The organism is Phaeovulum sp. (assembly GCF_041596715.1).
Taxonomy (GTDB): domain Bacteria; phylum Pseudomonadota; class Alphaproteobacteria; order Rhodobacterales; family Rhodobacteraceae; genus UBA6213.
This window is the reverse complement of the sequence record NZ_JBFHIA010000090.1, coordinates 1-11,071: the sequence shown is the minus strand read 5'-3', so window position 1 is coordinate 11,071 and position 11,071 is coordinate 1. Positions and strand designations below refer to the sequence as shown.

At 63.1% G+C, this 11,071-nt stretch carries 9 protein-coding genes, 1 tRNA gene and 1 riboswitch; of the genes, 6 read left to right on the top strand and 4 right to left on the bottom strand.

The window, feature by feature from the left end; all coding sequences use genetic code 11:
* Both ABY403_RS08000 and ABY403_RS07995 read right to left on the bottom strand, forming a co-directional pair.
* On the bottom strand, positions 1–1,709 hold a 1,709-nt coding region (locus ABY403_RS08000), incomplete at its 3' end, for a TonB-dependent receptor plug domain-containing protein (protein ID WP_372840246.1).
* Between the two features lie 126 nt (positions 1,710–1,835).
* A riboswitch (cobalamin riboswitch) is annotated at positions 1,836–2,042 on the bottom strand.
* A gap of 18 nt (positions 2,043–2,060) precedes the next feature.
* The gene (locus tag ABY403_RS07995; RefSeq protein WP_372840245.1) at positions 2,061–3,122 is read right to left on the bottom strand and encodes a DUF475 domain-containing protein; all 1,062 of its coding nucleotides are present in this window, start codon (positions 3,120–3,122) and stop codon (positions 2,061–2,063) included.
* A gap of 214 nt (positions 3,123–3,336) precedes the next feature.
* On the opposite strand from ABY403_RS07995, the gene ABY403_RS07990 reads away from it, so the two are divergent.
* Positions 3,337–3,801: a cytochrome c gene (locus ABY403_RS07990; RefSeq protein ID WP_372840244.1), complete on the top strand. Its 465-nt coding sequence runs from the start codon at positions 3,337–3,339 to the stop codon at positions 3,799–3,801.
* Between the two features lie 7 nt (positions 3,802–3,808).
* Here ABY403_RS07990 and lipA read toward each other — a convergent pair whose 3' ends face one another.
* Together lipA and ABY403_RS07980 are read right to left on the bottom strand one after the other, a co-directional pair.
* Complete coding sequence (lipA, locus tag ABY403_RS07985) at positions 3,809–4,762, bottom strand: lipoyl synthase (RefSeq protein ID WP_372840243.1); 954 nt, start codon at positions 4,760–4,762, stop codon at positions 3,809–3,811.
* 98 nt (positions 4,763–4,860) lie between these two features.
* Positions 4,861–5,790 (bottom strand): LysR substrate-binding domain-containing protein, encoded by a 930-nt coding sequence (locus tag ABY403_RS07980; protein WP_372840242.1) that lies wholly within the window; start codon positions 5,788–5,790, stop codon positions 4,861–4,863.
* Between the two features lie 90 nt (positions 5,791–5,880).
* Between ABY403_RS07980 and ABY403_RS07975 the strand changes: the two genes are divergently transcribed.
* The 5 genes from ABY403_RS07975 to glmU all read left to right on the top strand — a co-directional run.
* On the top strand, positions 5,881–7,323 hold the full coding sequence (locus ABY403_RS07975) for a catalase (protein ID WP_372840241.1): 1,443 nt from the start codon (positions 5,881–5,883) through the stop codon (positions 7,321–7,323).
* Positions 7,324–7,437: 114 nt separating this feature from the next.
* A complete protein-coding gene (locus ABY403_RS07970) occupies positions 7,438–8,163 on the top strand; it encodes a TerC family protein (RefSeq protein WP_372840240.1) in 726 nt (241 codons plus the stop codon).
* A 94-nt stretch (positions 8,164–8,257) separates the two neighbouring features.
* A tRNA-Gly gene (locus ABY403_RS07965) sits at positions 8,258–8,332 on the top strand.
* Between the two features lie 129 nt (positions 8,333–8,461).
* Entirely contained in the window at positions 8,462–9,790 is a 1,329-nt protein-coding gene (locus ABY403_RS07960; protein WP_372840239.1) for a 3-deoxy-D-manno-octulosonic acid transferase, read from the top strand.
* An 88-nt stretch (positions 9,791–9,878) separates the two neighbouring features.
* Positions 9,879–11,071, top strand: a 1,193-nt coding sequence (gene glmU / locus ABY403_RS07955; protein WP_372840238.1) for a bifunctional UDP-N-acetylglucosamine diphosphorylase/glucosamine-1-phosphate N-acetyltransferase GlmU, incomplete at its 3' end; no start/stop codon positions are given.

Here is an 11,071-nt window from a genome sequence, read left to right as displayed (position 1 = left end):
TCCGCCACCAGCCGCGCGGCCACGTCAAGGCGCAGTGCATCGTTCAGCTTGGTCCCCAGTGTCAGCGCCACTTGATGCCGCCCGAAACCTGACGACCAAGTGTTGCCGTAGCTGAGATCGGGCGTCGTGGCATCCGTATATGTATAGGCGGCGGTCAGTTCGAACCGCTCGCCCAGCGGTATTGCGGCCTCAAGCTCCAACCCTTGGCGCCGGGTCAGGCCTTCCACCTGCACATACCCGTCATCACTATAATCACTCGTCGTTCCCATATCGGAAAAGTCGATCAGATTGTCGGTGTCGATGCGAAATAGCGTGGCACGCACATAGGCGTTGCCGCCCAGCGCGCGCTCTAGCCCCAGATCAAAGCTCTGGCTTTGCTCGGGCTCAAGGTCGGTGCTGCCGTATGGCCCGTAAAGCTCGTAGCCCGAGGGCGCACGAAAGCCGGTGCCAAGCGATGACCGCAGCGTCCAAGCGTCATCGATCCGCCAGCTGGCAGCCAGACGGGCGGTATCTTGGCCGCCGAAAACGGAATGATCGTCATGGCGCACGGACGCTACCACGTCGATGTTGTTGCCGATCTGGTGCGCGTATTCGGCAAATACGCCAACCACGTCTGAACTTGCGCCATTCGTCTCTGCGCCGTACCCATAGTCACTCGTCTGACTATAGGTTTCGCGCGTGGCATCCGCGCCGAACACTAGCCGCCCGGCCGCGCCGATGTCGGTTGCGGCCTTCCATGCAAGCGTCGAACGACGGCCAGAATAATCTAGCTCGGACTCGGACAGGTACCCCGAATAGGTTTCCGAGCCATAGAGACTCCGTTCCATTGAGAAGTGGCTGGCACTGACTTCGTGCTCAACAGTGCCAACGTCAAAGCGCGCATAGGCCCGCACACCCGCCGTAGTCTGATGCGAGGTCTCATCATCGCTTTCTACATCGCCGGGAAAGTAAGGGTCATAATCGCCATCCGACACTTCGGCAAAGGCAGAAAAGCCCAAGGTCACACCGTTCTCTAGCGTGGTTTCGCCTTTGACCGACAGTCTGGTTGCGTCATAGCCGTCTGCTTCGGTGTCCGTCGTCTTGGCGGAATAGCCATCGGTGTGCACTTGTGAAACGGCAATGCTGACGCTGCCGGTTTCGGTGCGCTGCGCGTATTCATAGCCAAGCGAAACGGTGCCGTAGCTGCCAACTTCGAAGGTGGCGGTCTGTTCGCTGCCCAACGCTTCGCGAACCGGGCTTTCAAAGCTCAGCACGCCGGCCACGGCTTGCCCGCCATGCACCGCCGATTGCGAACCGCGCAGAAGTTCCAGTCGCCCGAAACCCAAACCCGTCAGCCGCCCCATGTTAAACGCCACCTGCGGCGCGGAGGGGTCTGATACGTCGATGCCATCGACCAGAACCTTGACGTAGTTCTGGCTGACCCCGCGCAGCGTGAAACTGGTCTGCCCGCCCAAGCCGCCGCGCGACAGGATGCCCACACCCGGCATACGGGCAAGGTATTCGGTCAGGCTCAGTTCGCCCGTGGCCTGCACCTGCTCTGCGGTGGCGGTGGTGACGGTGGCACCGGTGCGCCCGGCGGCGCGCGGCTCTTGCCCGGCGCTGACGATGATATCGTCAAGCTCGATCAATTCGATGGCCACGGCGGGGGCTGCGGCGATGCTGCCTGCAAGCGCCGCAACGGTTGCGGTCAGATGAGTGAGATGTCGCATACTATGTCTTTCCAATGCGCCCCTTTGGCGCCGCCTAAATCAAGCCTTTGGAAAGATTGCCTTTCCGCCGACGGTGATAATCACCACTAGCGGAAAGTCCGCCTCCCCCACGCGCCCCGCGCGGCGGAAATGAGTGATCACCTCGGCAGGTCTCCTGGCTTGCGGGTCAGGGCTCGGGCTGGCCTTCCCGGGTGTGACCCCAGTGGCAATTCTCAGCCTTCGCTCGCCGCTTACAGTTGCGGGGGCAGCCCCGGAGTAGACAGCAAAGCCGCCGCACCGGGTTCCCTTTTCATCCGCCCCTCACGAGGCGAAACCGAAGTGCGGGTGTCATCGCGTGCAGGTGGCCTTCTGTCAAGACCGTGATTGCGCCAAAAGTTCTTTGGCCTGAACGGCACGGTTGTGGCGCACCGAAGACACCAGCGACAACCCGATCAGGCTGGCCCCCAGAAGCCCGGTGACCATTTCCGGGATGTGCCACATGGTCTGCGCGAACATGATCAGCGACAGGACCAGAATCGACCAGAACGCGCCATGTTCGAGATAGCGAAACTCGGCCAGCGTCTGGCGTTCGACCAGCATGATCGTCATCGAGCGCACATACATTGCGCCGACGCCAAGCCCGATGGCGATCAGAAACAGGTTCTGCGTCAGTGCGAAGGCCCCGATCACGCCGTCAAAGCTGAAAGAGGCGTCGAGCACTTCGAGATAAAGAAACGCGCCAAGCCCGCCCCGCGCAGCGCTGCTGGCAAGTTTCGAGCGTTGGTCAAGCACATGGCCAAGCACTTCCACCAGCAAAAAGGTCAGAAGCCCGGCCAGAGATGCTATCAGGAACTCATGTTCGCGCGCATCGGGCAAAAGCACGGTGCAGAGCATGATAACCGCCAGCACCAGCGCGATCTCGAGCCCGCGCACGGATGCGCAACGGCGCAACTGACATTCGAGCGCGCGGATCCAATCGACCTCTTTGCCCTCGTCAATAAAATAGCGCAGCGACACCATCATCAAGAAGGTTCCGCCGAACGCGGCAATAGACAAATGCGCGCTGCCGATGATGACCGCATATTCTGCGGGCCGCGTTGCCGCCAAATGAATAGCTTCGAAGGGCCCGATTCCCGCAGCAATGACGACGATCAGCAGCGGAAAGAGAACACGCATCCCGAACACCGCAATCAGGATACCCCAAGTCAGAAACCGCTGCTGCCAGACCGGTGTCATGTCTTTGAGTTTGTTCGCATTTACAATGGCATTATCGAAGGAAAGCGAGATTTCCAAGACCGCCAGAACCGACGCAATCAGCAGAAACGAAACCCCACGCGGGTAGCCGCCATACGAAAAACCCAACCAGAATGCGAGTACGAGGCCCAAGGCAGTGATGCCGAAGGCCCAACGAAAATAATGTAGTGAGGTTTTCATCGGAGCTCCGCTGTCGGCCCGCAGAGGGCTTGGGGGCGAGATAGGGCCGCAAACCGCCTAGGGCAAGGGTTGCGAAAGATTCGAAGGTAATTTGCTGCGTTACGGCCACGCTCGCTAAGTGCGACCACTCGCCGCAGGCAGGCTGGCAGCAATCGCCTAAAGTGGGAATTGGTTTATAAGCTGAATAAAAACAAAGTCAGACAGGACGAGGGGCATGAAAACACTAAGATCCTTTGGCTTTGCGTTACTTGCGGTCATCGCGGTTTTTGGCTTTGCCAGTGCGCAACGTGCAAGCAACCGCGTGGAAGAGCAGATTCCCGAACGCCAGGCGCTGTTTCGGCTGCTGGCGCTTTACCTTGAACCGATCGCGGCGATGGGGCGCGGTGAAGTCGAATATGATTCAGTCGTAGCCGAAGACGCGGCGCGGAACCTTGCAATGGTGGCGCAGCTTGACCAGACCAAGCTCTGGCCCGAGGTGCGAAAGACAGGGATCGCCCGCATCAGTCTGGCCAGCGTCTTGGGCACTGCCGCCCGTTCGAACGCGCTTGATGACATGACCGCAGCAATCCTGCGGCTGGCTGCGGTGGCAGGAACCGGGATCGAACCGATGCAGATGGCACTGACCGAGGTCAGCCAAAGCTGCATCGAATGCCACGAGACCGACCCCAACTTGCACTGACAGGTTTTCAGGCCTGCCCGAGTTTTGCCGCCCGTGCCGCCCGCAGCCGCGCGAAATCATCGCCCGCGTGATAGCTTGAGCGCGTCAGCGGCGTGGCGGACACCATGAGGAACCCCTTGCCGTAAGCCGCACCTTCGTAGCCCTTGAACTCTTCAGGCGTTACGAAACGATCGACCCGGTGATGCTTGGGTGTTGGTTGCAGGTATTGCCCGATGGTCAGAAAATCGACATCCGCGGCACGCAGATCGTCCATCACCTGCCGCACGCCCTGCGCATCTTCGCCAAGACCCACCATGATTCCCGATTTGGTAAAAAGGCCGGGGTCGAGTTCCTTGGCGCGCTGCAACAGGCGCAGCGAGGCAAAGTAGCGCGCGCCGGGGCGCACCGTGGGGTAAAGCCCCGGCACGGTTTCGAGGTTATGGTTGAAAACATCAGGGCGCGCCGCGACGACCGTTTCCAGCGCCTCGGGCCCGCATTTGAGAAAATCGGGGGTCAGCACCTCGATCGTGGTATCGGGTGCGCGGTGGCGGATGGCGCGAATGGTCTGCGCGAAGTGGTCAGCACCGCCATCGGCCAGATCATCGCGGTCAACCGAAGTGATGACCACATGCTTTAGCCCAAGTGTCGCCACCGCCTGCGCCACACGCCCCGGTTCGAATGCATCGAGCGTGTCGGGTTTACCCGTGGCGATGTTGCAAAACGAACAGCCACGCGTGCAGATTTCGCCCATGATCATCATCGTGGCGTGGCCCGCGCTCCAACATTCACCGACGTTGGGGCACCCGGCCTCTTCACACACGGTAACAAGCCGATTGGTCTTGAGCGTATCGCGCGTGGCCTTGTAGCCCTCTGACGTAGGGGCGCGCACACGGATCCACGAGGGTTTTGCCGGTTGTTGCTGATCGGGGCGATGCGCCTTTTCAGGGTGGCGTTCACCGGGGATCTTGAGATCGCGGGTCATGGTGGCTCCTCAAAGCGGCATCGCGGCAGATGTAGAGCATCACCGCGGGCAGGCCAAGGGGGCTGCCAGCCACCCCGGCCACTTTCGCGCGGCACATATCAGGGAACACGGGCGCGGGTCGTGGCTAGCAGCGCCTCACCAGTTGCTGCAAGTGCGGCGGCAAGCGGGTCGAACCAGTCGTCGGCGGCGCTGGCGGCGCGGCGCAGCAGGTAGAGCGTGCGGTTCGGCTCGGGCGCGGTAAAGCGCAGGCAGGCAAGACCGGGTGCTGCCGCAGTTTCGGTCGCCAGCGCGATTTCGGGCAGAAACGTCAGCCCCGCGCCCCCCGCCACCAGCCCACAAAGCGTGGCAAGCGAAGCCGCGCCAAGATCAAGCCGGGCACTGGAACGCATCAGCCCGCAAACCTCTAGCGCCTGATCGGCAAGGCAATGGCCCTCATCCAGCAGCAAAAGCTCGTCAGGGTCGAGCCCACGCGGGCGCAAGGCTTCGCGCGCTTGGCCAAGATGCGCCAGCCGCTCGGCACTGCCAGCCAGCAAAAAGCGGTCATCGAAAAGCGGCTTTGCCGTGAACGCGCTCTCAGGCGGCGCAGATGCGATAACTGCGGCGTCAAGCAAGCCATCTGCGAGCTCGGCAAGCAACGTGGCCGTGCGCGCCTCGCGCAGGCGCAAATCCCGAGCGTGCGGCAGAGCCGCCAAACGGGGCAGCAGCGGCGGAAGCAAATAGGGTGCCACCGTGGGAATGACGCCCAGTTGCAGCGCCGCGTGGGGGGCGCGGTGGCGCGCGTCGGCGGCAAGCTCCTGCGCCTCGGCAAGAATATGCGCCGCACGCAGCGCCAAGGCACGGCCCGCACGGGTCGGCACCACCGCCCTCGGGCCGCGTTCGACCAGCGGCAGGCCAAGCGCAGCCTCGAGTGCGCGGATCTGCATCGAAAGCGCGGGCTGGGTGATATGCACCTTTTCAGCGGCGCGGCCGAAATGCCGCGTCTCGATCAGCGCAACAAAGCAAGAAAGTTGGCGGAGCGTGAAGTTCATAAGATCATCTTATCGGAATGAGCAGGATTTGCAATTTTACATTATTGGCCGAAGCGTTCATCCTGCGCGGGAAAGATTTCAGGAGGTACCATGACACGCTTGACCACCACCGCCGGTGCACCGGTTGCAGACAACCAGAACAGCGAAACCGCAGGCCCGCGCGGCCCGCTGTTGATGCAGGACTATCACCTGCTCGAAAAACTCGCGCACCAGAACCGCGAGCGGATCCCCGAGCGGGTCGTGCATGCCAAGGGCTGGGGCGCGTTTGGCGACTTTACCGTAACGCACGACATCTCGCGCTACACACGCGCCGCGATTTTCGGCGCGGTGGGCAAGGTTACGCCGATGCTGGCGCGGTTTTCGACCGTGGCCGGCGAAGCGGGCGCCGCCGATCACGAACGCGACGTGCGTGGCTTTGCGCTGAAGTTCTATACCGAAGAGGGCAACTGGGACCTCGTTGGCAACAACACCCCGGTGTTCTTCGTGCGCGATCCGCTGAAGTTTCCCGACTTCATCCACACGCAAAAGCGGCATCCGCGCACCAACATGCGTTCCAACACAGCGATGTGGGATTTCTGGAGCCTTGTTCCCGAAAGCCTGCATCAGGTCACCATTCTGATGAGCGACCGCGGCCTGCCGCAAGATCCGACGCGGATGAACGGCTATGGCAGCCACACCTATTCTTTCTGGAACGCGGCGGGCGAGCGTTTCTGGGTGAAGTTCCACTTCAAGACCCAGCAGGGCCACGCGCATTTCACCAATGAAGAAGGCAATGCGATCATCGCGCGTACCCGCGAGGGGTATCAGGAGGCGCTGTTTGGCGGCATCGAGGCCGGGCGCTTCCCGCGCTGGACGCTGAAGGTGCAGATCATGACCGAGGAAGAGGCCGAGCAGACCGAATACGATCCCTTCGATCTGACCAAGGTCTGGCCGCATTCCGACTTTCCGCTGCACGAAGTTGGCTACTTTGAGCTTAACCGCAACGCCGACAACTATTTTGCGCAGATCGAACAGGCGGCGTTCAGCCCCTCGAACAAGGTGCCCGGCATTGGTTACAGCCCCGACAAGATGTTGCAGGCGCGGGTCTTTTCCTATGCCGATGCGCACCGCCACCGGCTGGGCACCCATTACGAGGCGCTTCCGGTCAACACCCCGCGCTGCCCGGTGCACCACTACCACAAAGACGGCGCAATGAGCTTTGCCGGGGCGAAAACTGGCGCGGTTGATGCCTATTACGAGCCCAACTCGATGGGGGGCGCAGTGCAGGATGCAAGCGTGGCCGAACCGCCGCTGCGCCTGTCGGGCAGCGCCGGGCGGCAGGCCCATGTGCAAAAGATCGACGATTACACCCAGCCGCGCGCGTTGCACGACCGGGTGCTGACCGCCGAACAGCGTGCAAGGCTTTACGCCAACATCGCCGCCTCGATGGCAGGGGTGCCAGAGAATATCATCGAGCGCGCACTGGGCCATTTCGATGCAATCTCGCCAGAATACGGCGCGGGCATCCGGGCTGCACTGGCCAAAGCGGGCTGACGCATTCGGAATCGGGGCGTCGCATGACGCCCCGCTTGCCGCAACTCACGCCCCGGCATAAGCAGGGCTTGCGTCGGGCCATCCGCGCCCGGCGACTCAGTCAAAGAGGGCGCGATGCTTGAATTTCTGTCCGACCCGGCCATCTGGGCCTCGTTTCTGACGCTTACGATCCTCGAGATCGTACTTGGCGTCGATAACGTCATTTTCATCTCGATTGCCGCAGAGCGGCTACCAGAAGCTTTGCGAGCGCGGGCGCGCTTCATCGGGCTTGTTGGGGCGCTGGTGCTGCGAATCGCGCTTTTGTTCTCGATCTCGTGGATCATCGGCATGTCAGCGCCGGTGCTGAGCATCTTCAATATCGCCTTTTCTTGGCGCGATATGATCCTGTTGGCGGGCGGGCTGTTCCTGATCTGGAAGGCCGCAACCGAAATATTCGCTGAAGTCGAGGGCGAAAAGCACACGCAAGGCGGTGCGGGCAAGGCCACGATGCTTGCGGTCATCACGCAGATCATGGTGCTCGACATGGTGTTCTCGCTCGATTCGGTGATTACAGCGGTGGGCATTGCTGACCACCTTTCGGTGATGGTCGCAGCCGTGGCGGTGGCGATTCTGGTAATGATGGTGGCGGCAGAGCCGATCGCCGATTTCATCTCGCATCACCCGTCGACCAAAATGCTCGCGCTGGCGTTTCTGGTGATGGTCGGCATGGCGCTGGTGGCCGACGGTATGCACCACCATGTCGAACGCGGTTTCATTTATGCAGCCATGGTCTTTGCGGGGGGCGTAGAGGGGTTGAACCTTTGGCGGCAGAAGCGCCGCGGCGCAAAGGTGGTGCAGTAACCAAGGGGGCGCGGGCGGATTTTTTGCCGCTCGCGCATTTTCCTCTTGCAGCCCGCGCCGCGAGTTTATACATCCCCCGTCACCGAAACGGAGTGCGGGCGTAGCTCAGGGGTAGAGCATAACCTTGCCAAGGTTAGGGTCGTGAGTTCGAATCTCATCGCCCGCTCCAATTCGCGGAAAGGCCCTCGGGGAAACCCGAGGGCCTTTCGCGTATTCGGCCCTCCGGGTTGACAAGCGCGGCGCGGCAAGCGCTTTCTGCGCCGCAACGCGGTAGCGGGATCGGAACGCAGGCCAGACCATGCAACAGGCAATCGGCGCAATCATTCTGGCGCTTTACCTTGCGCTGACCGCGCTGGCGGCACCGCTGCTGCGCTGGCTGCTGGCGCGGCGTGCCGCAACCGGGCGCGAAGACCCGCAGCGCTGGCGTGAAAAGCTGGGCGTGGCGGGGGCGGTGCGGCCTGAGGGGCAGCTGTTATGGTTGCACGCAGCCTCGGTAGGCGAGCTTTTGTCGGTGGTTTCGCTGGTGCAGGCGCTGGCCAAGGCGCGCCCCGGTCTCGGCCTGCTGGTCACCACCTCGACGATCACTTCGGCGCGGCTGGCGGCGACGCGGCTGCCCGCGCATGTGGTGCACCAGTATCTGCCGCTTGATACGCCACGCGCGGTGACACGGTTTCTGGATCACTGGCACCCCGATGTGGCGGTCTGGGTGGAAAGCGAGTTTTGGCCGCGCCTGATCGAGGCAACCGCGGCGCGCGGGGTGCCGATGCTGCTGGTGAACGCGCGCGTGTCGGACCGTTCAGCGCGGCGCTGGCAGCGTATGGGGGCGTTGGCGCAGCGCCTGCTCAGCCATTTTTCGCAGGTCTTGGCGCAAGATGCCCAAAGCGCGCGCAATCTTCTGGCAATCGGGCTTGCCCCCGAGCGGCTGACCCGCGCCGGGTCGCTGAAGGAAAGCGCGGCCGCCCTGCCCGTCGATTCCGCAGAGCGCGCGCGGCTTCGCGCGCTTTGGTCAGCGCGGCCGCGCTGGCTTGCGGCATCGACGCATGCGGGCGAAGAAGCAGAGGTGTTCGCGGCCCAGCGCGCGGCGGCTGCGGCATTGCCCGGCCTCTTGCTGATCCTTGCGCCGCGCCATCCCATTCGCGGCCCCGCCCTTGCTGCCGAGGCGCGGGCGGCAGGCTTTTCGGTGGCCGAACGCAGCAGCGGCCAGGGCGATGCGGCACTGGCCGATGTTTATCTGGCCGATACGCTGGGTGAGATGGGGCTTTGGTTCGATCTGGCACCAGTGGCGTTTCTTGGCGGCTCGCTGGTCCCGGTGGGTGGCCATAACCCCTATGAACCGGTCGCACAGGGTGCCGCGGTGCTGCACGGGCCAGAGGTGGGCAATTTCCGCGAGGTCTATGCCCGCCTCGATGCCGCCGGGGCCGCCCTTGCCGTGGCCGACGCCGCAGCACTGGCGGCCGCCCTGCCCCGGCTGCTTGCCGATGACGCATCGGCAGCGCGAGCGCAGGCGCAAACCGCGCAGCCGCTACTTGCCGACGCGGGCGAAGGCGCAGAGGCGGCGGCGCTTGCCGCGCTGCTAGGCGCGCTTGATGCCGCTTCGGCTGCCAAACTGGGCGCGCGGCCGCTGTAACCTGCTGCAAGATTGCGTGAAGCGGTTTTGCTTGCGAGTGGCGCGATAGGCGATAAAACCGGGGCGAGCAGCAAAAGGCAGTGAACCCATGGCAAACGCCGTCATCATTCTGGCCGCGGGGCAAGGCACCCGTATGCAATCCGACCTGCCAAAAGTGCTACACCCGCTGGGTGCCGCACCGCTTCTGGCACATGCACTGACCGCAGCACGAACGCTGGAACCTGCGCGCATGGTGGTGGTGGCGGGCCACGGCGGCGACCAGGTGCGCCAAATGGTCGAAGGTTTCGCGCCCGAAGCAGAGGTAGTGCTGCAAGAGCCGCAACTTGGCACCGGCCACGCGGTGGCGCAGGCGCTACCGGCGCTGGCGGGCTTTGAGGGCCGGGTGGTGGTGATCTATGGTGACACTCCGTTTCTGCGCGCCGAGACGCTGGCATCGATGATCGACGCCAAAGCGGACGTGGTCGTGCTGGGCTTTGATGCCGCCGATCCGGGGCGTTACGGGCGGCTTGTCACAGGCCCCGCAGGGCTGGAGCGGATTGTCGAGTTCAAAGACGCAACCGCCGCCGAACGCGCCATCTCGCTATGCAATTCCGGCGTGATCGCTATAGATGCGGCGCTGCTGGCACCCTTGATCGCAGGGCTCGGCAACGCCAACGCGGCGGGCGAATATTACCTGACCGATATTGTTGCCGCCGCCCGCGCAGGTGGCCAGAGCGTGGCAGTCGTGCGCTGCCCAGAGGCCGAGACGCTGGGCATCAACACGCGTGCCGAACTCGCCGCCGCCGAGGCGCTGTTTCAGGCGAACGCGCGCGCAGAGGCGCTGGAAAACGGCGTCACGCTGACCGCCCCCGAGACGGTCTTTTTCGCGCTTGATACATGGATTGGCCGCGATGCGGTGATCGGCCCGAATGTGGTGTTCGGCCCCGGCGTCACCATCGAGTCGGGCGCAGAGGTGCGCGCCTTCTGCCACCTTGAAGGGTGCCATATCTCGGCAGGGGCTACCGTCGGCCCCTTCGCGCGCCTGCGCCCGGGAACCGAGCTTGGCGGTGACGTGCACGTGGGCAACTTTGTCGAACTCAAGAACGCGGTTCTGGATGAGGGCGTGAAGGTCGGCCACCTCACCTATCTTGGCGATACGCATGTGGGCGAACGCACCAACATCGGCGCGGGCACGGTGACGTGCAACTATGACGGCGTCATGAAACATCGCACCGAAATCGGCGCAAATGCCTTTATCGGCTCTGACACGATGCTGGTGGCGCCAGTGTCGGTGGGCGATGG

Excerpts from the sequence above, each read along its gene's own strand:
- ABY403_RS07995 (WP_372840245.1), bottom strand. The coding sequence starts at position 3,122 with ATGAAAACCTCACTACATTATTTTCGTTGGGCCTTCGGCATCACTGCC.
- ABY403_RS07990 (WP_372840244.1), top strand. The coding sequence starts at position 3,337 with ATGAAAACACTAAGATCCTTTGGCTTTGCGTTACTTGCGGTCATCGCG.
- lipA (WP_372840243.1), bottom strand. The coding sequence starts at position 4,762 with ATGACCCGCGATCTCAAGATCCCCGGTGAACGCCACCCTGAAAAGGCG.
- ABY403_RS07980 (WP_372840242.1), bottom strand. The coding sequence starts at position 5,790 with ATGAACTTCACGCTCCGCCAACTTTCTTGCTTTGTTGCGCTGATCGAG.
- ABY403_RS07975 (WP_372840241.1), top strand. The coding sequence starts at position 5,881 with ATGACACGCTTGACCACCACCGCCGGTGCACCGGTTGCAGACAACCAG.
- ABY403_RS07970 (WP_372840240.1), top strand. The coding sequence starts at position 7,438 with ATGCTTGAATTTCTGTCCGACCCGGCCATCTGGGCCTCGTTTCTGACG.
- ABY403_RS07960 (WP_372840239.1), top strand. The coding sequence starts at position 8,462 with ATGCAACAGGCAATCGGCGCAATCATTCTGGCGCTTTACCTTGCGCTG.